Consider the following 22,604-nt stretch of genomic DNA (forward strand, 5'->3'; position numbering starts at 1 on the left):
GTCGGAGTGACCGACCTGACCGACCCGACCATCCTCGACCCGAAGATCGCCGACCTGCTCAAGCGCGACGCGCAGGGCCTGGTCGCAGCCGTGGTCCAACAGCATGACACCCGCGAGGTGCTCATGGTCGGCTGGATGGACGACGAGGCGCTGCGCCGCACCCTGACCGAGGGGCGGGTGACCTTCTGGTCCCGCAGTCGGTCCGAGTACTGGCGCAAGGGGGACACGAGCGGGCACGTCCAGCACGTCAAGGCCGTCCGGCTCGACTGTGATGGTGACGCCGTGCTGGTCCAGGTCGACCAGGTGGGCGCCGCCTGCCACACCGGCGACCGCACCTGCTTCGACGCCCGGGTGCTGCCCGTCGTCGTGGGCGCTCCAGACGCCGCCACCCCCTGACCCCCGCCAGACCACGTCGAGTGAGCGCGCGGTCCCACCCGTCACATGCGGCGGTCCGGGGGGCGAGCCGGCCCGCCGGCATACCTCGGCGTGGGACACAATGTCCCGGTGTCTGAATCGACCACGTCGCTGACCGCCGCGCCCGTGCCACACGCGGAGCTCGCGTGGGGCCGGACGTGGCCCAGCCTCGCCGTGTTCACCGAGCTGGCCCTCGAGCACCGGCGAGTCATCCCGGTCGTGCGGCGCGTGCTGGCCGACGCGGAGACGCCGGTCGGCGTCTACCGCAAGCTCGCCAAGGACGCGCCGGGCACCTTCCTTCTCGAGTCGGCCGAGCATGGTGGCGTCTGGTCGCGATACTCGATCGTCGGTGCGCACAGCGCCGCCACGCTCACGGAGCGGGACGGGGAGACGCACTGGATCGGCGAGCCTCCGGTGGGGCTGCCGACCTCAGGCGACCCGACCGTCGCGGTGCGGGACACCGTGGCGGCGCTGGCGACCCCGCACATCCCGGGGCTGCCGCCGCTCACCGGCGGGCTCGTCGGTGCGATCACGTACGACGCCGTCCGGCGCTGGGAGCGCGTGCCGGACCATGGGCGCGATGACCTCCACCTGCCCGAGGTCGGCATGATGCTGGCCACCGACCTGGCCGTGTTCGACCACAGCGACGGCTCGCTCCTGCTCGTGGCCAACGCCGTCAACCACGACGCCACCGACGAGCGCATCGAGGAGGCCTGGGCGGACGCTGTGGCCCGCCTCGACCGGATGACCCGCGAGCTGGCCGAGCCCGCGCCGAGCACGGTGGCCACGATCGAGCCGCGGGTGAGCGAGCCGACGAGCAGCCACACGCAGGAACAGTTCGAGGCGATGGTCGAGGACGCCAAGGAGGCGATCCGGGCGGGCGAGGCGTTCCAGATCGTCGTGTCCCAGCGCTTCAGCGTTCCGTGCGAGGCGGACGCACTCGACGTCTACCGTGCGCTGCGGGTCAGCAACCCCAGTCCGTACATGTACCTGCTGCGCATCCCGCACCCCGACGGGACGGCATACGACATCGTGGGGTCCAGCCCTGAGGCGCTGATCAAGGTCACCGGCCGGCAGGCGATCACGCACCCGATCGCCGGATCCCGGCCCCGGGGCAAGTCCCCGGACCACGACCACCATCTTGCGGAGGAGCTGCTCGGCGACGCCAAGGAGCGGGCCGAGCACATCATGCTCGTCGACCTGGCCCGCAACGACCTTCAGCGCATCTGCCGGGCCGGCAGCGTCGACACCGTCGACTTCATGTCGATCCGGCGCTACAGCCACATCATGCACATCGAGTCGACCGTGGTCGGCGACCTCCGCGACGACCAGACTGCCTACGACGCGCTCGTCGCAACCTTCCCGGCAGGCACCCTGAGCGGCGCTCCGAAGCCGCGTGCCATGGCGCTGATCGACGGCTACGAAGGCGTGCGCCGGGGCCTGTACGGCGGGGTCGTCGGCTACCTCGACTTCGCCGGCGACCTCGACATGGCCATCGCGATCCGCACCGCGCTCATCAAGGACGGGGTCGCCCACGTCCAGGCGGGGGCCGGGATCGTCGCCGACTCCGTGCCTCACCTCGAGTACGAGGAGACGGTCAACAAAGCGGCCGCAGCACTGCGGGCGGTCGCCGCGGCCGCGGGGCTCCGACCGGTCCTGGACGGGGCCGACCGATGACCCTCGACAAGAAGCGGTCGGCGCTCGTCGTGCTCGTCCCGGCACTGCTGCTGGTCGGCCTGAGCACTCTCACCTGGGCCACGGGCGAGGCGAAGGACGTCCTCAGCCGTGGCGTCGTCGACGTCTCGGGCGGCTCGGCCGCGCCCGGTGTCGTGGGCCTCGCCGTGGTCTGCATCGTCGCCCTGCTGGGCATGATGACCGGCGGCCGGGTCATCCGATCCGTCTCGGCCGTGGTGCTCGTGCTTGCGGCGCTCGGCACGCTCCTGCTCACCGTCCTCGTGGTGCTCCGACCCGTCGACGCCGTCGCTTCGGCGGTCGCGCGAGAGCTGGCGCGCACCACGTCGCCCGCGACGTCCGGCTCGGCCACGGCGTGGGCGTGGGTCGCGCTTCTCGTGTCCGCCGTCCTGGTCGCCGGTTCCGTGCTCGCCGCGCTGTCGAGCCGGTCGTGGGCGGGCCTGTCAGGCCGGTACGACCGGGGCAGCCGTCCCGACGCCGGACCGCGCGGCCAGGTGCGCACCGCCTGGGACGAGCTGAGCGAGGGCCAGGACCCGACGTTGCACGACGCCCCTGACGAGACCTGACAACAAGACCTGACAGAATGTCGTGCGTCGGTCCCGACGGCACGGGACGGACCATACGAGAGAGGGAGCCATGGAAGAGCAGCACGAGGACCACGGGCACAGCGTCGCGGCGTGGACAGGGGTGGGAGTCATCCTGCTCGGGTCCCTCATCGCCGCGATCGGCGTCCTGCTGCCCAACCTGGCGCTCGGCATCGTCGGCGCGGTGGTCATCATCGGCGGCGTCGTGTCCGGCAAGGTCCTGTCGATGGCCGGCTACGGCAACAAGGGCCACGCGGCTCAGGACGGCAGCGTCGTCGACGCGCCGCACGAGTCCGGGCGCGGCACGCTCGGCAAGAGCTGAGAGCAGTGCCCACGGTTCTCGACGGGATCATCAGCGGCGTCCGCGAGGATCTCGAGCGCCGTCGTGCCTCGACGCCGATCTCCGAGCTCGAGCGGCGCCTCACCTATGCCGCTCCGGCGCTCGACCCGGTCCCCAGCCTCCGGGCTGCGCCCGGCGTCGCCGTCATCGCCGAGGTGAAGCGGTCGAGTCCGAGCAAGGGCGCGCTCGCAGACATCCCGGAGCCCGGTCGGCTCGCCGGGTCGTATGCCGCCGGGGGAGCGAGCGCCGTCAGCGTCCTCACGGAGGAGCGGCGTTTCGGCGGCAGCCTCGCCGACCTCGACCAGGTCCGCGACTCTGTCCGGGTTCCCTTGCTGCGCAAGGACTTCATGGTCGACGCGTACCAGGTGACCGAGGCCCGTGCCCACGGTGCCGACCTGATCCTGCTCATCGTCGCCGCACTCGACGACACGCTCATGGCCGACCTGCACGACCAGGCACGCGAGCTCGGCATGACCGCACTCGTCGAGGTGCACGACGCCGCCGAGCTCGACCGGGCGCTCGCGGTGCGCCCCGCACTCGTGGGCATCAACGCCCGCAACCTCAAGACGCTCGAGGTCGACCCGCGCGTGGTGACCGACCTGCTGCCGCATGTCCCGGGCGATGTCGTCGCGGTCGCCGAGTCCGGGGTGACCGGGCCGGCCGACGTGGCGGCCTACGTCCGCGCCGGCGCGGGTGCGGTCCTCGTCGGCGAGGCGCTGGTCCGGGACGGCGCACCGGAGCGGGCGGTCCGCGCCTTCATCGAGGCCGCCATCGCAGTGCGTGGCGAGCGTCAGGACGACGTGACCAGGGAGCCGGCGTGACCACGACGGAGCAGCACCCGGCATTCGGCCGGTTCGGAGCGTTCGGCGGGCGGTACGTCCCTGAGGCGCTCATCCCCGCCCTCGAGCAGCTCGAGGAGGTGTGGCGCAAGGCCGTCGTCGACCCGCAGTTCGTCGGCGAGCTCGAGCGGCTGCACCGCACCTACACCGGGCGTCCGAGCATCATCACCGAGGTGCCGCGCTTCGCCGAGCACTGTGGCGGCGCGCGGGTGATCCTCAAGCGCGAGGACCTCAACCACACCGGGTCGCACAAGATCAACAATGTCCTCGGCCAGGCGCTGCTCACCAAGCGGATGGGCAAGACGCGTGTGATCGCCGAGACCGGAGCCGGTCAGCACGGCGTCGCGACGGCCACCGCCGCGGCCCTGCTGGGTCTCGAGTGCGTGGTGTACATGGGCCGCAAGGACACCGAGCGCCAAGCGCTCAACGTCGCCAGGATGCGGCTCCTCGGCGCGGAGGTCGTCCCCGTCGACAACGGCAGCCGGACCCTCAAGGACGCCGTCAACGAGGCCTTCCGCGACTGGGTCGCCAACGTCGCCACGACCCACTACGTGCTCGGCACGGTGACCGGTCCGCACCCCTTCCCGGAGATGGTGCGTGACTTCCACCGGGTCATCGGCGTCGAGGCGCGCCAGCAGGTCCTCGACCTCGTCGGGCGGCTGCCTGACGTCGTCTGCGCGTGCGTCGGCGGCGGGTCCAACGCGATGGGCATCTTCCACCGCTTCATCGACGACGCGACCGTCAGGCTGGTCGGGTTCGAGGCGGGCGGGTCCGGCATCGCCTCGGGCAAGCACGCCGCGCGGTTCTCGGCAGGCACGCCCGGCGTGCTGCACGGGGCCTACACGTATGTGCTGCAGGACGACGACGGCCAGACGATCGAGTCCCACAGCGTGTCCGCCGGCCTCGACTACCCGAGCGTCGGGCCCGAGCACGCCTACCTTCTCGAGTCAGGGCGCGCCGAGTACCGCCCGATCACCGACGACGAGGCGATGGAGGCGTTCCGTCTCCTGTCGCGCACCGAAGGGATCCTGCCGGCCATCGAGAGCGCGCACGCACTCGCGGGTGCGATGCAGCTCGGCCGTGAGCTCGGTCCCGACGCAGTCATCCTCGTCAACCTGTCGGGGCGGGGCGACAAGGACGTCCACACGGCCGCGCAGTGGTTCGGCCTCATCGACGACTCGGGCCGGTCCACGGTCGGGCGCGTGCCCGACGACCCGGGCGCCAAGGGCATGGGGGAGCAGAGTTGAGCGTCGGTCCGATCCTCGAGAAGTGCCGCGCGGAGGGCCGTCCGGCACTCATCGGCTACCTGCCGGTCGGCTTCCCGACCGTCGAGGGGTCCATCGAGGCGATGTGCACCCTCGTCGACAACGGCGTCGACATCCTCGAGATCGGGGTGCCGTACAGCGACCCGGTCATGGACGGCCCGGTTATCCAGGACGCCGCGGTCCGCGCCTTGGAGGGCGGCGTGCGTCTCAAGGACGTGTTCACCGCCACCCGTGAGGTGTCGGCGGCCGGCGCGGGAGCGCTCGTCATGACCTACTGGAACCCCGTCCTGCACTACGGCGTCGAGCGGTTCGCCGCCGATCTGGCCGCTGCTGGGGGAGCGGGCCTGATCACGCCCGACCTCATCCCGGACGAGGCCGCGGAGTGGATCTCGGCCGCCGACGCCCACGACCTAGACAAGGTCTTCCTCGTCGCCCCCAGCTCCACACCCGAGCGCCTCGCGGCGGTCACCGCCGCATGCCGAGGCTTCGTCTACGCGGCGGCCGTCATGGGTGTCACCGGTGCGCGCGCAAGCGTCGGCGAGGCCGCCGACGACCTGGTCTCCCGCACTCGTGCCGCCTCGGACGTGCCGGTGTGCGTCGGGATCGGCGTGTCCAGCGGTGACCAGGCCGCCCAGGTCGGCAGGTTCGCCGACGGAGTCATCGTCGGCTCGGCGCTCGTCCGGTGTCTCACCGAGGCCAGCACTCCCGAGGCCGGCCTCGAGGCGCTGGGCCGCCTCTCCAGAGAGCTAGCCGACGGCGTCAGGAAGGCCCGAGCATGAGCATGCTGACCGGCATACCCACCTTGGTGTCGGCCCTGCCGGCCGAGATCCCCTCACCGACGGTGGGGGTCTGGCACCTCGGCCCCATCCCGATCCGTGGCTACGCCATGTGCATCCTCGCCGGGATCATCGTCGCGGTGTGGCTCACCGCCAAGCGACTCACGGCGCGCGGCTACCGCCCCGGTGTGACGATCGACGTCTCGGCGTGGGCGGTGCCTTTCGGCATCCTCGGAGGCCGTCTCTACCACCTCATCACGACGCCACAGCCGTACTTCGGCAAGGGTGGCGACCCGTGGAAGGCGTTCGCCATCTACGAGGGTGGGCTCGGCATCTGGGGCGCGATCGCACTGGGCGCGCTCGGTGCCTGGATCGGCTGCCGCCGCCACCAGGTGCTGTTCCGGGACTTCGTCGACGCCGCGGCGCCGGGCATCGCCATCGCCCAGGCGATGGGACGCTTCGGCAACTGGTTCAACAACGAGATCTACGGCGCACCCACCGATCTGCCGTGGCGCCTGAGGATCTACGAGTGGGACACCTCGGCCGGCCGCGCCGTGGTCGACGCGTCAGGCAACCCCATCGTCAAGGGGTACTTCCAGCCGACGTTCCTCTACGAGGCGCTGTGGTGTCTGCTGCTGGCCGCCTTCCTGATCTGGCTCGGCCGCAGGTACCCGCTGAAGCCCGGCCAGGTGTTCGCGGCATACGTCATGGGCTACCCCGTCGGCCGCATCGTCATCGAGAACATGCGCAGCGACGAGGCCAACCTCATCCTCGGCCAGCGCGTCAACACCTGGGTCTCGATCCTCGTCTTCCTCCTCGGTCTCTACCTGTGGCGCCGCTTCGGGCAGATGCCTCTGCCGGAACGCCCTGAGTCGCCGGACTCCGGCGCGTCGACGGTCGGCGACGAGCCCGATGCCGGGTCGCCCGAGGCAGCCCAGAAGCCGACCGAGGAGGCCGTCACCGACGGCGACGACGACCCGGCACGGGCCGACAGCGACGAGGTCGTCGCGGGCTCGGGCGCCGACGAAGATCCTTCGGCAGCTGCCGTCGGCAACGGGGCAAACGCCGCCGCCGCGGGCGCCGGGAAGAAGGAGCGCCCGTCCGCGTCGTGATGTGACGTCCGCGTGAACGGCGTGTGTCCTCTCGCACGACGTCTCACCATACGGAATCCCGCGTATCAACAGGTAGGACGACGCGCCGCTCCGATATCGTCGTCCCACTGCCTGTGGCCAAAGCCGTCCACTGCGCTTTCCGGGATGAGAGGTCGTTCCCCCAGCACGCCTGGGGGGAGGTGCACCTGCCCGGCTCCAGTCATGTCACGCGGCGCCGTCCAGGTCGCCTCCGGGACCAACAGAAGGACGGTGAAGATGTCGCCGCACACCCGCACCCGTGCCCTCTTCAGTGCACACCCGGAGAACTCCGGCCTCTACCGTCGCGAGTTCGAGCATGACGCCTGCGGGGTCGCGCTCATCGCCACGATGCGCGGGACGGCTGGACACGACATCGTCGAGCACGCCATGACGGCCCTGCGCAACCTCGACCACCGCGGTGCCACGGGCGCCGACCCGCACGTCGGTGACGGCGCCGGCATCCTCCTGCAGATCCCTGACGAGTTCTTCCGGGCGGTCGTCCCGTTCACCCTCCCCAACAGCGGGGCGTATGCCGCCGGCATCGCCTTCCTGCCCCAGAACGCCGTCGAGCGCGCCGCCGCGAAGGCCCGGATCGAGGAGCTCGCGGTCGCCGAGAACCTCAAGGTCCTCGGCTGGCGGCCGGTGCCCGTGGAGGCCGACCTCGTCGGCCAGGTGGCCCGCGACTGCATGCCGTTCTTCGAGCAGCTCTTCGTCAGCAGCTCGATCGGACGCCAGGTCGCGCTCGGCCTCGACCGGCTCGCGTTCTGCCTGCGCAAGCGCGCGGAGCGCGAGGTCGAGGTCTACTTCGCCTCGCTCAGCTCGCGAACCATCGTCTACAAGGGCATGCTGACCACGGGTCAGCTGGAGCCGTTCTTCCCTGACCTGTCCGACCCGCGCTTCGCCTCGGAGCTGGCACTGGTCCACTCGCGGTTCTCGACGAACACCTTCCCGTCGTGGCCATTGGCCCACCCGTACCGCTTCATCGCGCACAACGGAGAGATCAACACCGTCAAGGGCAACCGCAACTGGATGCGGGCCCGCGAGAGCCAGCTGACCTCCGACATCATCCCGGGAGACCTCGAGCGGCTCTACCCGATCTGCACCCCGGACGCGTCCGACTCGGCGAGCTTCGACGAGGTGCTGGAGCTGCTGCACCTCGGCGGCCGGTCGCTCCCGCACGCCGTGCTCATGATGATCCCCGAGGCGTGGGAGAACCACGAGACGATGGACCCGGCCCGCCGGGCCTTCTACGAGTTCCACTCGACCTTCATGGAGCCGTGGGACGGCCCGGCCAACGTCTGCTTCACCGACGGCACGCTCGTCGGCGCCGTGCTCGACCGTAACGGTCTGCGCCCCGGGCGGTACACCGTGACCGACGACGGCCTGGTCGTGCTGGCCTCCGAGTCCGGCGTGCTCGAGCTCGACCCGGCCACGATCGTGCAGCGGGGCCGGCTCCAGCCGGGCCGGATGTTCCTCGTCGACACCGAGCACGGCCGGATCGTCAGCGACGACGAGATCAAGAGCCAGCTCGCGGCGGCCAAGCCGTATGCCGAGTGGCTCCACGGCGGTCTCATCCGGCTCGAGGAGCTGCCGGAGCGGGAGCACATCGTGCACACCGCCGCGTCGGTCGCCCGCCGGCAGCAGACCTTCGGCTACACCGCGGAGGAGCTGCGCATCCTCCTCACGCCGATGGCGCGATCCGGCGCCGAGGCGCTCGGCTCGATGGGCACGGACACGCCGATCGCCGTGCTGTCTTCGCGCCCGCGGCTGCTGTTCGACTACTTCACCCAGCTGTTCGCACAGGTGACCAACCCGCCCCTCGACGCGATTCGCGAGGAGCTCGTCACCTCGCTCGGCACGTACATGGGGCCCGAGGGGAACGCTCTTTCCGCAACCCCGTCGCACGCTCGGCAGCTCGTGCTCGACTTCCCGGTCATCGACAACGACCAGCTCGCGAAGATCGTGCACATCAACGCCGACGGCGACCTGCCGGGCTACGCCACTCATGTGGTGCGCGGCCTCTACGACGTCACCGGCGGTGCGGCGGCCATGCGCGAACGGCTCGACGAGATCTTCGCCGAGGTCTCGCGGGCGATCTCGCGCGGTGCGCGCTTCGTCGTGCTCTCCGACCGCGACTCCGGCCGCGACCTCGCACCGATCCCGTCCCTGCTGCTGACCGCTGCCGTGCACCACCACCTGATCCGTGAGAAGACGCGCACCCAGGTCGGTCTGCTCGTCGAGGCGGGGGACGTGCGCGAGGTGCACCACGTCGCGCTCCTCATCGGGTACGGCGCGGCGGCGGTCAACCCGTACCTCGCGATGGAGACCGTGGAGGACCTCGTCCGGTCCGGCGACATCGAGGGGGTCACCCCGGAGAAGGCGGTCCGCAACCTCATCAAGGCACTCGGCAAGGGCGTCCTCAAGGTCATGTCGAAGATGGGCATCTCGACCGTGGCCTCCTACCGCGGCGCCCAGGTGTTCGAAGCGATCGGCCTCTCCCAGGAGCTCGTCGACCGCTACTTCACCGGCACGGTGTCGCAGCTCGGCGGTGTCGGCCTGGACGTCATCTCCCGTGAGGCGGCGGAGCGGCACGCACGCGCGTACCCACCGGACGGCGTCCACCAGCCGCACCGGGTCCTCGACGTGGGCGGTGAGTACCAGTGGCGCCGCGAGGGCGAGCCGCACCTGTTCGACCCCGAGACGGTGTTCCGCCTCCAGCACTCGACCCGCCAGCGGCGCTACGACATCTTCAAGCAGTACACCGAGCGGATCGACGATCAGACCACGCGCCTGATGACGCTGCGGGGGCTGATGGCCTTCAAGCCGACCGGCGTGACGGGCCGACTGCCCGTGCCGATCGAGGAGGTCGAGCCGGTCAGCGAGATCGTCAGGCGGTTCAACACCGGCGCGATGAGCTACGGCTCGATCTCGCTGGAGGCGCACGAGACACTCGCGGTGGCGATGAACCGCCTCGGCGGACGGTCCAACACCGGCGAGGGCGGCGAGGACAAGGAGCGGCTGCTCGACCCCGAGCGCCGGTCAGCGGTCAAGCAGGTCGCGTCGGGCCGGTTCGGCGTGACGAGCCTCTACCTCACCCACTCCGACGACATCCAGATCAAGATGGCGCAGGGCGCCAAGCCCGGCGAAGGGGGCCAGCTGCCCGGGCACAAGGTGTACCCCTGGGTGGCCAAGACCCGGCACTCCACCCCCGGAGTGGGACTGATCTCCCCCCCGCCGCACCACGACATCTACTCGATCGAGGATCTGGCGCAGCTGATCCACGACCTCAAGAACGCCAACCCCTCCGCACGCGTCCACGTCAAGCTCGTGGCGGAGATCGGCGTGGGCACGGTCGCGGCGGGTGTCTCCAAGGCACACGCCGACGTCGTGCTCATCTCCGGCCACGACGGTGGCACCGGCGCCTCGCCCCTGACCTCGCTCAAGCACGCCGGTGCGCCCTGGGAGCTCGGCCTTGCCGAGGCCCAGCAGACGCTCGTCCTCAACGGGCTCCGCGACCGGATCGTCGTGCAGGTGGACGGCCAGCTCAAGACCGGCCGCGACGTCGTCATCGCGGCGCTGCTCGGCGCCGAGGAGTTCGGCTTCGCGACCGCGCCGCTCGTGGTGTCGGGCTGCGTCATGATGCGGGTCTGTCACCTCGACACCTGTCCGGTCGGCATCGCGACCCAGAACCCCGAGCTGCGCGCTCGCTTCACCGGCAAGCCCGAGTTCGTCGAGACCTTCTTCGAGTACATCGCCGAAGAGGTTCGCGAGCACCTCGCTGCGCTCGGGTTCCGCTCGATCGAGGAGGCCGTCGGTCAGGTGGCGAGCCTCGACCTGGACAAGGCCATCGCGCACTGGAAGGCATCCGGTCTCGACCTGACGCCGATCCTGACCATCGCCGACAACCCGACGGGCGGCACTCTGCACCAGTCGACGGTGCAGGACCACGGGCTCGACAAGGCCCTCGACAACGAGCTGGTCAGCCGGGCACTTACCGCGATCGAGACGGGCGAGCGGGTGCGCAGTGAGATCGCGGTCCGCAACGTCAACCGCACCGTCGGCACGATGCTCGGCCACCATGTCACCAAGGCACACCCGGAAGGCCTCGCCGACGACACCATCGAGCTGGTGATGACCGGCTCCGGCGGCCAGTCCTTCGGGGCCTTCCTCCCCGCCGGCATCACGCTCCAGCTGTTCGGCGACGCCAACGACTATGTCGGCAAGGGCCTGTCGGGCGGCCGAGTCGTCGTGCGACCGGACCGCCGGGCGACCCTCGTGGCCGAGGAGAACGTCATCGCGGGCAACGTCATCGCCTACGGCGCCACGACCGGCGAGCTGTTCCTGCGTGGCGTGGTGGGCGAGCGCTTCTGTGTCCGCAACTCCGGTGCGCGGGCCGTCGTCGAAGGGGTCGGCGACCACGGCTGCGAGTACATGACCGGTGGCACCGCGGTCGTGCTCGGCAGCACCGGGCGCAACTTCGCCGCCGGCATGTCGGGCGGCGTGGCGTACGTCCTCGACCTCGACCCGGCCCTGGTCAACGGTGAGCTCGTCGACCTGCTGCCCCTGCGTCCCGCCGACGAGTCCGCGCTCGCCGAGCTGCTCGAGGCGCACGTCCGCTGGACGGACTCCCCGGTCGCCCGAGCACTCCTCGACGACTGGGCAGCCGCCAGCCAGCGGTTCACGCTCGTCCTGCCGCGTGACTACCAGCGCGTCCTCGACGTGCGCGCCGAGGCGACACAACACGGCCTCGACCTCGACGGCCCCGAAGTGTGGAACCGGATCATGGAGGCGTCCCGTGGCTGACCCGCAAGGCTTTCTCACGACCCGCGAGCGCGAGCTCCCAGCCCGCCGACCGGTCCCCGTCCGCATCCGGGACTGGAAGGAGGTCTACGAGGAGCAGGAGGCCGCCCAGCTCCAGCGCCAGGCCGGCCGCTGCATGGACTGCGGCATTCCCTTCTGCCACTCCGGCTGCCCGCTTGGCAACCTCATCCCAGAATGGAACACCCTGGCCTGGCGGGGCGACTGGGCCGATGCGATCGAGCGGCTCCACGCGACGAACAACTTCCCGGAGTTCACCGGACGTCTGTGTCCGGCGCCGTGCGAGACCGCCTGCGTGCTCGGCATCAACCAGCCCGCGGTGACGATCAAGCAGGTCGAGGTGACCACGATCGACCGCGCGTTCGCGAGCGGTCTCGTCAAGCCGCTGCCGCCCGAGCGCCTCTCGGGCAAGACGGTCGCCGTCGTCGGCTCGGGCCCGGCCGGCCTGGCCGCCGCGCAGCAGCTGACCCGGGCCGGCCACACGGTCGCGGTGTTCGAGCGGGCCGACAAGCCCGGTGGTCTGCTTCGCTACGGCATCCCCGAGTTCAAGATGGAGAAGTCGGTGCTGGACCGCCGGCTCGCGCAGATGGAGGCCGAGGGCACCCGGTTCCGCAACAGCGTCGACATCGGCGTCGACATCACCGGCAAGCAGCTGCTGGACCGGTACGACGCGGTGGTGCTGGCTGTCGGTGCAACCGTCCCGCGCGACCTGTTGGTGCCGGGGCGTGAGCTCGGCGGCATCCACCAGGCGATGGACTTCCTCCCACAGTCCAACCGCGCCTCGCTCGGCACGGACGTGCCGGACCAGATCCTCGCGACCGGCAAGCACGTCGTCGTCATCGGCGGCGGCGACACCGGGGCCGACTGCATCGGCACCGCGCACCGCCAGGGCGCCGCGTCGGTGACGAGCCTGGAGATCCTGCCGCAGCCCGGCGACGACCGACCCGGCAACCAGCCGTGGCCGACCTACCCGATGATCTACCGGGTCGCCAGCGCGCACGAGGAGGGTGGCGAGCGGGTCTACGCCGTCAGCACGTCGGAGTTCGTCGGAGACGACGACGGCAACGTCCGTGCCCTGCGCCTCACCGAGGTCGAGCTGGTCGACGGCCGGTTCACACCGAAGCCCGGCACCGAGCGGGAGATCCCCGCCGGGCTCGTGCTGTTCGCGATGGGCTTCCTCGGCCCGCAGGGTCCCGGGGTCGTGGAGCAGCTCGGCGTCGAGCTCGACGAGCGCTCGAACGTCCGGCGCGACAAGAACTTCATGTCCTCCGTTCCCGGCGTCTTCGTCGCCGGTGACGCGGGCCGCGGGCAGTCGCTCATCGTGTGGGCGATCGCGGAGGGCCGCGCCGCAGCGGCAGGCGTCGACGCGTGGCTCACCGGATCGTCCTCGCTGCCGAGGCCGATCGCGCCGACGGACCGCCCGCTCACCGTCTGAGCGGTCCCGACCCGGGGCAGCACCTCGAGCGTGCCTCGGACCCGTCCCGCAGCACCACCCAGGACCTACCGGTCAACGACGCCCGGTCATGGTGGCCTGCCCTCGGCAGGCGGCCGTCCCACCCCGCCACGCGGGTTCGTCCAGAAGGCGAACCCTCGTGGTGACCCACGTCACAGCACCCATAAGGTTGAAGCATGCGTCGCGCCAAGATCGTCTGCACGATCGGTCCCAAGACCTCATCCCCTGAGCAGCTTCGAGCCCTCGTCGACGCCGGTATGGACGTCGCTCGGCTCAACCTCTCCCACGGCGACCACTCGATCCACGAGCAGGTCTACCGCGACGTGCGTGCCGCGAGCGACGGCTCCGGCCGCGCCGTCGGCATCCTCGTGGACCTGCAGGGTCCCAAGATCCGCACCGGCCGCTTCGCGTCCGGCCCGGTGACCCTGAGCAAGGGCCAGCGCTTCACCATCACCACGCGTGAGGTGGAGGGCGACGACACGATCGTCGGCACGACGTATGCCGGCCTGCCGGGCGACGTGAAGCCCGGCGACGTCCTGCTCATCGACGACGGCAAGGTCATGCTCCGGGCCGTCGAGGTCACCGACACCGACGTGCTCACCGAGACGGTCGTGGGCGGCGAGGTGAGCAACAACAAGGGAATCAACCTGCCCGGAGTCGCGGTCAGTGTCCCGGCCTTGTCGGCGAAGGACCGTGAGGACCTCCGTTTCGCAATGCGCCTCGGCGCCGACCTGATCGCCCTGTCGTTCGTGCGCGCTGCCGACGACATCATCGACGTGCACGAGATCATGGACGAGTTCGGGTATCGCATCCCGGTCATCGCCAAGATCGAGAAGCCGCAGGCCGTGGACAACCTCGAGGCGATCGTCCAGGCCTTCGACGGCATCATGGTCGCCCGTGGCGACCTCGGCGTCGAGATGCCGCTCGAAGACGTCCCGCTCGTGCAGAAGTCCGCGATCGAGCTGGCCCGCCGGGAGGCCAAGCCGGTCATCGTCGCGACCCAGGTGCTCGAGTCGATGATCGAGAACCCCCGGCCGACGCGCGCCGAGGCCTCCGACGCCGCCAACGCCGTCCTCGACGGTGCGGACGCCCTCATGCTCTCCGGCGAGACGTCGGTCGGCGCCTGGCCGATCGAGGCCGTGCACACGATGGCTCGGATCATCGAGAGCACCGAGGAGCACGGCTACGACAAGATCGCGCGGATGAAGACCAACCCGAAGACCGTCGGTGGCGCCGTCACCAAGGCGGCCGTCGAGATCGGCGAGGTTGTCGGGGCACGGTTCCTCATCACCTTCAGCGAGACCGGCGGCTCGGCCAAGCGCATGGCGCGGATCCGGCCCCGGCTGCCGATGCTGGCGTTCACCTCCGAGCAGCGCGTCCGGTCGCAGCTCGCCCTGGTCTGGGGCGTCGAGACCTACCTCGTCCCGCGCATGCACCACACCGACCAGTTCGCGATGCAGGTGGACCTCAAGCTGATCCCCGAGGGGCGCGTGGCCGAGGGGGAGCGCGTCGTCATCGTCGCCGGCTCGCCGCCCGGCATCCCCGGTTCGACGAATGCACTGCGGGTCCACCGGGTCGGCGACGCCGTGCACCGCCGGGCGCCCGCCTACCGCCCGGAGGAGGTCACCGGCTGACGCGGCGCCACCTGGACAACCTGCGCTCGCTGCCTGACCCTGCGTATGCCGCTCGGCCCACCCGGCGGCATACGCAGGTCTGTGGTGGGTTCCCCGTTGCCCGGGGACTGGGCATGGGCGGCCATCCGCGCCCGGCGGCATACCGTGGCACGTCGCGCCGGTATGCTGGCCCGGCACTCCAGCCGGGGTGGTGGAATGGCAGACACGGGGCACTCAAAATGCTCTGGCCGCAAGGCCGTGCGGGTTCGAGTCCCGCTCCCGGCACCCTTGCCTCTGGCGCGCGGACGACGTCCGCGACCATGGCGGTCGGGGGGTCCGCGACCGTCGGTGCGCACGCGCTCACGGCGCCTGGGCGTCACGGTCCCGAAACGCGCCGGAAACCTCGCCCCGGCTAGGCTTTGCCCGTGAGCACAGACGAGAGCACCAGCCCAAAACCTCAGGCCACGCCGGCCAGCAAGCCCGCCCCGGTGGGCGGCGCCACCCGCATCCTCGTCGCCGAGGACGAGGCGCTGATCCGGCTGGATCTCGTCGAGATGCTCGGTGAGCAGGGCTACGACGTCGTGGGGCAGGCGAGCAACGGCGAGCAGGCTGTCGAGCTGGCCCGCGAGGTCAAGCCCGACCTGGTCATCATGGACGTCAAGATGCCTGTGCTCGATGGTCTTTCGGCCGCCGAGCAGCTGCACGAGGCGAAGCTGTGCCCGGTCATCATGCTCACGGCGTTCTCGCAGACCGAGCTCGTCGAGCGGGCCCGCGACGCCGGCGTCATGGCCTACATCGTCAAGCCGTTCACCGCTGCCGACCTGCGGCCGGCGATCGACATCGCCACCTCGCGCTGGCAGGAGCTCAAGGCGCTCGAGGCCGAGGTGGCGGACCTCGGGGAGCGGCTCGAGACGCGCAAGCTCGTCGACCGCGCCAAGGGCGTGCTCATGGCGCAGCTCAAGCTGAGCGAGGCGGACGCCTTCCGATGGATCCAGAAGACGGCGATGGACCGCCGCCTCGGGATGAAAGAGGTGGCGGAGGCGGTCATCAACGGATTCCCGGCGTCCTGACGGCCGATTACCGCAAATCGTTCGGCGCAAGCGTCACGCCGAGGTCACGGGTCGGTCACCGATCGGTCTTAGGTCGTGACCTCAGCACGAAATTGGGCCTAGTCTCCGTGTCAGCCCTCATCCGAGGGATGTGTGACATCAGGAGGACATCCGTGCGTTCCACCCTCAAGTTCGCTGTGCCGCTCGTGGCCGCGGCGCTTGCTCTCGGTGCCTGTGGTACCAAGGGCGGCGAGACTCCCTCTGCCGGCGGCACCGGCGGCGCCTCTGCCGCGTCGTGCGACCTGAAGATCGGCATGTTCGGTGCCCTCACCGGCCCGAACGCCAACCTGGGCATCTACATCCAGAACGGCGTCAACCTCGCGCTCGACGACTACAACAAGGCGCACGCCAACTGCAAGGTGACCCTCGAGAACTACGACTCGCAGGGTGACCCGACCCAGGCCCCGGCTCTGGCCAAGAAGGCCATCGACGACAAGAAGGTCGTCGGCATCGTCGGCCCCGCCTTCTCCGGCGAGTCCAAGGCTGCCGACCCGGCGTTCAACGAGGCCGGCCTCGTGACGATCACGCCGTCGGCGACCAACCCGAAGCTGGCCGACAACGGCTGGAAGACCTTCTTCCGCGCGCTCGGCAACGACGCGACGCAGGGTCCCGCCGCGGCCAAGTACATCAAGGACACCCTCAAGGCGCAGAAGGTCTTCGTCATCGACGACGCGTCTGAGTACGGCAAGGGTCTGGCCGACATCGTCCGCCAGGACCTCGGCTCGCAGGTTGTCGGCAGCGACACGATCCAGCAGAAGCAGACTGACTTCAGCGCCTCGGTCACCAAGGTGACCGCTGCCGGTGCCGACGCTCTCTTCTTCGGCGGCTACGCCCCCGAGGCCGCGCCGATGATCAAGCAGCTGCGCGACGCCGGCTGGAAGGGCACGTACGTCGTGGCCGACGGCGTCAAGGACCAGTCGTTCATCGACAACGCCAAGGAAGCCGCCGAGGGCACGATCATCACCTGCCCGTGCGTTCCGCCGGACGTCGCTCCGGACTTCCAGGCCGCGTACAAGGCCAAGTACAACGAGGACCCCAACACCTACTCCGGTGAGGGCTACGACGCCGCGACGATCCTGCTCAACGGCATCGGCGCCGGCAAGACCCGCGCCACGATGGTCGACTGGGTGAAGAACTACGACCAGAAGGGCGTCACGAAGCAGCTCAAGTTCGACGCCAAGGGTGAGGTCGTGGACATCAAGGTCTTCGCCTACAAGGTCGAGAACGGCAAGATCGTGTCGATCGGCGAGATCAAGTAACCGCCGAGTCCGAGCATGAAGGGCGGTCGGAGCAGTAGGCTCCGACCGCCCTTCGTATCCCTCGACGCGCTTGTCTGATCCCGCCCACCGCACCTGGCCCTCAGGAGGTCTTGGATGCAGTTCCTCATCGACAACTTCTGGGCGCTGACGATCACCGGCCTCACCCTTGGTGCGGTCTATGCCCTCGTCGCCCTCGGCTACACCCTGGTCTACGGCGTGCTGCGACTCATCAACTTCGCGCACTCCGAAGTGTTCATGTACGGCACCTTCGCCGCCCTCTGGGTGGTGATGTTCTTCGGCGGCAGGACCGGCGGCTCGGTCGGCCAGGTCATCTTCTGGGTAGCGGCGATGTTCATCGCCGCTATGGCCATGTCCGGCTTGATCGCCGTGCTCCTCGAGCGGTTCGCCTACCGCCCGCTGCGTAAGCGCAACGCCCCGCCCCTCATCGCCCTCATCTCGGCCATCGGTGCCTCGTTCGTGCTGTCGGAGCTCATGGGCCTTCGCGGCCGGATCGCGAGCTGGGTGGGCCTTGAGGACACCCTGAGCGACTACGTCCGCAACTCGCGCAACAACGCCGGCATGGCGACGATCATCCAGCCACAGTCGGTCGTCGAGATCGGCGGCTACCACGTGACGAACGTCGACTTCTTCGTCATCTTCGGCGCGATCGCGATCATGGTCGTGCTCGACCAGTGGGTGCGGCGCTCGAGGACCGGCCGCGGTATCCGCGCGGTCGCCATGGATCCCGAGTCGGCTGCCCTCATGGGCGTCAACCGCGACCGCGTCATCCAGGTGACGTTCCTCGTCGGTGGCGTCATGGCCGGAGCCGCGGCTGCCTTCTACATGCTGAAGATCGGGATCACGCGGTACGACGCGGGCTTCCTCCTGGGCGTCAAGGCGTTCACCGCCGCCGTGCTCGGCGGCATCGGCAACCTCCGTGGAGCTCTCCTCGGTGGCTTCGTCCTCGGTGTCGCGGAGAACTACGGCTCGGCCCTCGTGGGCACGCAGTGGAAGGACGTCGTCGCCTTCGTCCTGCTCATTCTTGTCCTGCTCTTCCGGCCCACCGGCCTGCTCGGTGAGTCCCTCGGAAAGGCACGCGTATGACCACCGCAACCACCACGGCCAAGGCTCCCCGTCCTGGCTTCAAGGAGCGCGTCAGCGGGATGCCCAAGAGCGCCAAGATCATCCTCTGGGTGCTCTTCGCGTTGTTCCTGTTCCTGCTGCCGCTGCTCAACATCCCGCTCATCACGACCGAGGGGTCGGACTTCGGCGGCGTGCTGTTCACCGTCTGCACCTACGTGCTGGTGGCCCTCGGCCTCAACATCGTCGTCGGGTATGCCGGACTGCTCGACCTCGGGTATGTCGGCTTCTACGCGATCGGGGCCTACACCGTCGGTGTCCTGAGCGCGCAGCACGCGAAGCTGTCCTGGATCACCGTTGTGCCGATCGCGATCGTCATGGCGATGATCTCGGGTCTGATCCTCGGCGCACCGACGCTGCGGGTCCGCGGTGACTACCTCGCGATCGTGACCCTTGGCTTCGGTGAGATCGTGCGCCTGACCCTCGTCAACTCCGAGTGGCTCGGCGCCGCGCAGGGCATCTCGTCGATCCCCAGCCCGCCCGGCATCGAGCTGTTCGACGTGCCGAGCATCGACTGGAGCACCGGCGTCCCGGTCATCGACCTCGAGACCACCTCGACGTTCCTCAAGTTCAGCATCGCCGACTTCGTGCCGTACTACTGGTTGGGCCTGTTCGTCATCGGCCTCGTGCTGATCTTCGACATCCTCGTGAAGAACAGCCGGGTCGGGCGTGCCTGGGAGGCCACGCGCGAGGACGAGGACGCTGCCGAGCTGATGGGGGTGCCGACCTTCAAGTTCAAGCTGTTGGCCTTCATGCTCGGCGCCGCGATCGGCGGCCTGTCGGGCGCCCTGTTCGCGACCAAGGCCGGCTTCATCAACCCGGACAGCTTCCAGCTGCTGTTCTCGATCCTGTTCCTCGCCGCGGTCGTCGTCGGTGGTGCAGGCAACCGGTGGGGTGTCATCCTCGGCGCGATCGTGGTCGCCTACTTCCCGGAGCGCTTCCGCGACTTCGCGGACTTCCGGGTGCTCGCCTTCGGCCTGGCGCTGATGCTCCTGGCGATCTTCCGTCCGCAGGGCATCCTGCCACCGCGGCGGACCGTTCGAGCCAAGCGGGCCGATGAGAGACAGCACGTTCTCGAGGAAGGAGAAGCCAGTGCCTGAGCAGACCCAGCCTGAGGACACGAGCCAGTCCACCCAGCAGCCCGCCGAGGCCAGCGCTGATGTCAACGAGGACGTCAACGCCAACGCTGTTGCCAACGCTGATGCCGACGTTGACGCGAAGGCCGACCCGACGGCTGACTCCACCGCCGACCCGACCGGTGCCACGCCCAGTGACCTGACCGCTGCCACGATCCAGGATCCGGAGGTCGGCGCCACGGTGGACCCGGTCGCGGAGCGGCCCACCGCGGCGGACGCGGAGACGGACGACCCACCGCCGCTGGCTGACCCGGCTGACGCTGTCACCGAGATCAACCCCGACGTCGACATCGCGCCCGAGGACATCGGCCCGACGGTTGCCGAGGGCGAGCGCATTCTCGAGGTCGACAACGTCACGCTGCGCTTCGGTGGTGTCGTGGCGCTGAACGAGGTGAGCTTCCACATCAACAAGGGCGAGATCCTCGGTCTCATCGGTCCCAACGGTGCCGGCAAGACGACGTGCTTCAACGTCATGACCGGCGTCTACCAGCCCACGTCGGGCGGCGTGCGGTTCCTCAGCAAGCCGTTGGGCAAGCGCAAGAAGTTCCAGATCACCAAGCTGGGCATCGCGCGGACGTTCCAGAACATCCGCCTGTTCGCGAACATGACGGCTCTTGAGAACGTCCTCGTCGGGGTCGACGCACACCACACGACGGGCGTCGGGTCGGCGATGTTCCGCCTGCCCAAGCACCGGCGGGAGGAGGAGCAGGGGCAGGCCCGCGCTCTCGAGCTGCTGGAGTTCATGGGGCTGGAGAACAAGGCGGACGAGCTGGCCCGGAACCTGCCCTACGGCGACCAGCGCCGGCTCGAGATCGCGCGAGCGCTGGCGACGAGCCCGCAGCTGCTCTGCCTCGACGAGCCGGCGGCGGGCTTCAACCCGGCCGAGAAGGCCAAGCTCATGGATCTGATCCGCTCGATCCGCGACCAGGGGTACACCGTGCTGCTCATCGAGCACGACATGCGCCTCGTCATGGGCGTCACCGACCGGATCGTCGTGCTCGAGTTCGGTCGTAAGATCGCCGAGGGCGCGCCGGCCGAGATCCGCGACAACCCGGCGGTCATCGCCGCCTATCTGGGAGTTGATGAAGAAGATGCTTCTTGAGGTCAAGGGACTGTGCGTCAACTACGGGCGCATCGAGGCCATCCGCGACATCAGCTTCAGTGTCGACGAGGGGGAGATCGTCACCCTCATCGGCGCCAACGGCGCGGGCAAGACGACGACCCTCAAGACCGTGTCAGGCCTGCGTCCGGTGAGGGCGGGCGAGGTCAGGTTCGACGGCAAGGACATCACGCACACTCCGTCGCACGAGCGGCCGGTGCTCGGCATCGCGCAGTCTCCTGAGGGCCGCGGGTGCTTCGTCGGCATGACGGTGATGGAGAACCTCGAGATGGGCACCTACGCCCGCCCCGACCGAAAGACGAAGGCGGTCAAGGACGATCTCGATCGGGTGTTCGACCTCTTCCCGCGGCTCAAGGAGCGCAGCAACCAGGCCGCCGGGTCGATGTCGGGTGGTGAGCAGCAGATGCTCGCGATGGGCCGGGCCCTCATGGCCAAGCCCAGGCTGCTGCTGCTCGACGAGCCGTCGATGGGCCTGGCTCCCAAGCTGATCCAGCAGATCTTCGAGATCGTCGCCGAGATCAACGGCCAGGGCACGACCGTGCTGCTCGTCGAGCAGAACGCCGCCCAGGCGCTGAAGCGGTCGCACCGGGCTTACATCCTCGAGACCGGCGAGATCGTCCGCGAGGGCAAGGGCCCGGAGCTCGCCGCAGACCCGGCGGTGAAGGAGGCCTACCTGGGTGGGGACGTCTGACGACGAAACCTCCTGACGGCATTCCGGCTCCAGGATCGGTCAAGGGCGCCACGGCTTCGGCCGTGGCGCCCTCGGTCGTCAACACACCCTGCGGATCCCCTTCCGCCGGAAGCCGGTTGGCCGTAATCTCAGCCGAGTGACCTCGGGGTAGGGAACTGGAGGGATGATGGGTCGAGCGGTCGCGTCGGTGCAGCGGGTGGATGAGGGTCTGCACTCCAAGTTCATCGGACTCTGGATCACCCACCGCATCGAGGGAGGCACCTCCCCGGAGGCCGCTCAGCGGCTCGCCCTCGACGGCACCCTTCGCAACGCGTTACAGCGCGAAGACGTCTGTGCCTACATCGCTTTCAGCGACGACCAGCCCGCCGGCTACGTCGTGCTCGCCGACTCGACTCGAAGCCTGCTGGTCAACTCGCCGTGCGTGTCGATCGACATGCTCTTCGTGCACCCGGACTTCCGGCGCCAGGGCATCGGACGCGCGTTGCTCACGGCCGTGACGAGATATGCCGACCGGCAGGGTTGCGACCACCTGGCAAGCTCGGTGCCCGCCGCGGACCGCGAGGCGAACCGGTTCTTCGCGCGTCTCGGCTTCGTGCCGGAGACCGTGCGCCGCATCGCCTCGGCGACGAGCCTGCAGCGTCGGCTCGCGGGCGAGTCACGAGCGAAGGTGCTGCCCCTCGAGCAGGTGCTCCAGCGGCGCCGCGACCGCCGAGCCTCGGTCAGGCCCCAGGCGCCACATCGCGCAGCAGGCACGTGATCCGCGACGTGCAGACCCGCTTGCCGTCCTCGTCCGTGACGGCGACCTCGTAGCTGACGAGGGTGCGCCCGGCGCTGAGCACCGTCGCCGTGCCCGTCACGACGCCGCTGCGAGCTGCGCGGTGGTGCGTCGCGTTGATGTCGAGGCCGACGGCCACGCGGCCCGGGCCGGCATAGAGCTGTGCCCCGAGCGAGCCGAGCGTCTCGGCAAGCACGACGCTCGCGCCGCCATGGAGGAGTCCATACGGCTGCGTGTTGCCCTCGACGGGCATCGTCGCGACGAGACGCTCCGGGGTGGTCTCGACGAGCTCGATCCCCATCCGCTCGATGAGCGTGCCGGCGCCGCTGGCGCGCATGGCCTCCAGGGTCGCGTCCGGTGAGCCATCCTGCGTCGTCGAGTCAGTCATGCCCGAGATCGTATGCCGCCCTGCCGACGGCCACGGCGCCACCTCCACCGTCGGTGCCGGAC

Annotated in this window: 19 protein-coding genes and 1 tRNA gene; 19 read left to right on the forward strand and 1 reads right to left on the reverse strand. The window is 69.7% G+C overall.

The features are described 5' to 3' along the window. Positions 1 to 6: 6 nt before the first annotated feature. The 19 genes from hisI to ACYVLP_RS18815 all read left to right on the forward strand — a co-directional run bounded on the left by hisI (position 7) and on the right by ACYVLP_RS18815 (position 22,136). Entirely contained in the window at positions 7 to 396 is a 390-nt protein-coding gene (gene hisI, locus ACYVLP_RS18725; RefSeq protein ID WP_460628843.1) for a phosphoribosyl-AMP cyclohydrolase, read from the forward strand. 108 nt (positions 397 to 504) lie between these two features. Further along, the gene (locus ACYVLP_RS18730) at positions 505 to 2,091 is read left to right on the forward strand and encodes an anthranilate synthase component I (protein WP_460628844.1); all 1,587 of its coding nucleotides are present in this window, start codon (positions 505 to 507) and stop codon (positions 2,089 to 2,091) included. Beyond that, a complete protein-coding gene (locus ACYVLP_RS18735) occupies positions 2,088 to 2,672 on the forward strand; it encodes a Trp biosynthesis-associated membrane protein (protein WP_460628845.1) in 585 nt (194 codons plus the stop codon). The genes ACYVLP_RS18730 and ACYVLP_RS18735 overlap by 4 nt, the downstream gene beginning before the upstream one ends. A 70-nt stretch (positions 2,673 to 2,742) precedes the next feature. After that, positions 2,743 to 3,012: an HGxxPAAW family protein gene (locus ACYVLP_RS18740; protein ID WP_452269577.1), complete on the forward strand. Its 270-nt coding sequence runs from the start codon at positions 2,743 to 2,745 to the stop codon at positions 3,010 to 3,012. Between the two features lie 5 nt (positions 3,013 to 3,017). Further along, positions 3,018 to 3,851: an indole-3-glycerol phosphate synthase TrpC gene (trpC, locus tag ACYVLP_RS18745; RefSeq protein WP_460628846.1), complete on the forward strand. Its 834-nt coding sequence runs from the start codon at positions 3,018 to 3,020 to the stop codon at positions 3,849 to 3,851. Continuing rightward, positions 3,848 to 5,116, forward strand: coding sequence for a tryptophan synthase subunit beta (gene trpB, locus ACYVLP_RS18750; RefSeq protein WP_460628847.1), 1,269 nt, complete (start codon positions 3,848 to 3,850; stop codon positions 5,114 to 5,116). The genes trpC and trpB overlap by 4 nt, the downstream gene beginning before the upstream one ends. Further along, the gene (gene trpA / locus ACYVLP_RS18755) at positions 5,113 to 5,913 is read left to right on the forward strand and encodes a tryptophan synthase subunit alpha (protein ID WP_460628848.1); all 801 of its coding nucleotides are present in this window, start codon (positions 5,113 to 5,115) and stop codon (positions 5,911 to 5,913) included. The genes trpB and trpA overlap by 4 nt, the downstream gene beginning before the upstream one ends. After that, entirely contained in the window at positions 5,910 to 7,022 is a 1,113-nt protein-coding gene (gene lgt / locus ACYVLP_RS18760; RefSeq protein WP_460628849.1) for a prolipoprotein diacylglyceryl transferase, read from the forward strand. Before trpA ends, lgt begins: the two co-directional genes overlap by 4 nt. Positions 7,023 to 7,277: 255 nt before the next feature. Beyond that, a complete protein-coding gene (gene gltB, locus ACYVLP_RS18765; protein WP_460628850.1) occupies positions 7,278 to 11,843 on the forward strand; it encodes a glutamate synthase large subunit in 4,566 nt (1,521 codons plus the stop codon). After that, complete coding sequence (locus ACYVLP_RS18770; protein WP_460628851.1) at positions 11,836 to 13,293, forward strand: glutamate synthase subunit beta; 1,458 nt, start codon at positions 11,836 to 11,838, stop codon at positions 13,291 to 13,293. The genes gltB and ACYVLP_RS18770 overlap by 8 nt, the downstream gene beginning before the upstream one ends. A 194-nt stretch (positions 13,294 to 13,487) precedes the next feature. After that, complete coding sequence (gene pyk / locus ACYVLP_RS18775) at positions 13,488 to 14,945, forward strand: pyruvate kinase (RefSeq protein ID WP_460628852.1); 1,458 nt, start codon at positions 13,488 to 13,490, stop codon at positions 14,943 to 14,945. 181 nt (positions 14,946 to 15,126) lie between these two features. Beyond that, a tRNA-Leu gene (locus ACYVLP_RS18780) sits at positions 15,127 to 15,209 on the forward strand. 140 nt (positions 15,210 to 15,349) lie between these two features. Next, positions 15,350 to 15,994: an ANTAR domain-containing response regulator gene (locus ACYVLP_RS18785; protein ID WP_460628853.1), complete on the forward strand. Its 645-nt coding sequence runs from the start codon at positions 15,350 to 15,352 to the stop codon at positions 15,992 to 15,994. 152 nt (positions 15,995 to 16,146) lie between these two features. Beyond that, the gene (locus tag ACYVLP_RS18790) at positions 16,147 to 17,292 is read left to right on the forward strand and encodes a branched-chain amino acid ABC transporter substrate-binding protein (protein WP_460628854.1); all 1,146 of its coding nucleotides are present in this window, start codon (positions 16,147 to 16,149) and stop codon (positions 17,290 to 17,292) included. A 114-nt stretch (positions 17,293 to 17,406) separates the two neighbouring features. Then, positions 17,407 to 18,396, forward strand: a complete 990-nt coding sequence (locus ACYVLP_RS18795) for a branched-chain amino acid ABC transporter permease (RefSeq protein ID WP_460628855.1) — start codon at positions 17,407 to 17,409, stop codon at positions 18,394 to 18,396. Further along, entirely contained in the window at positions 18,393 to 19,532 is a 1,140-nt protein-coding gene (locus tag ACYVLP_RS18800) for a branched-chain amino acid ABC transporter permease (protein WP_460628856.1), read from the forward strand. Before ACYVLP_RS18795 ends, ACYVLP_RS18800 begins: the two co-directional genes overlap by 4 nt. Continuing rightward, complete coding sequence (locus ACYVLP_RS18805) at positions 19,525 to 20,670, forward strand: ABC transporter ATP-binding protein (protein WP_460628857.1); 1,146 nt, start codon at positions 19,525 to 19,527, stop codon at positions 20,668 to 20,670. Before ACYVLP_RS18800 ends, ACYVLP_RS18805 begins: the two co-directional genes overlap by 8 nt. Beyond that, positions 20,660 to 21,379 (forward strand): ABC transporter ATP-binding protein, encoded by a 720-nt coding sequence (locus ACYVLP_RS18810; protein ID WP_460629056.1) that lies wholly within the window; start codon positions 20,660 to 20,662, stop codon positions 21,377 to 21,379. The genes ACYVLP_RS18805 and ACYVLP_RS18810 overlap by 11 nt, the downstream gene beginning before the upstream one ends. A gap of 163 nt (positions 21,380 to 21,542) precedes the next feature. After that, complete coding sequence (locus ACYVLP_RS18815; RefSeq protein WP_460628858.1) at positions 21,543 to 22,136, forward strand: GNAT family N-acetyltransferase; 594 nt, start codon at positions 21,543 to 21,545, stop codon at positions 22,134 to 22,136. Here the strand turns inward: ACYVLP_RS18815 and ACYVLP_RS18820 are convergent. Beyond that, complete coding sequence (locus ACYVLP_RS18820) at positions 22,099 to 22,542, reverse strand: hotdog fold thioesterase (RefSeq protein ID WP_460628859.1); 444 nt, start codon at positions 22,540 to 22,542, stop codon at positions 22,099 to 22,101. The two genes, ACYVLP_RS18815 and ACYVLP_RS18820, sit on opposite strands and share 38 nt — an antisense overlap. Between the last annotated feature and the right edge of the window lie 62 nt (positions 22,543 to 22,604).

This window comes from Intrasporangium mesophilum, assembly GCF_054783095.1.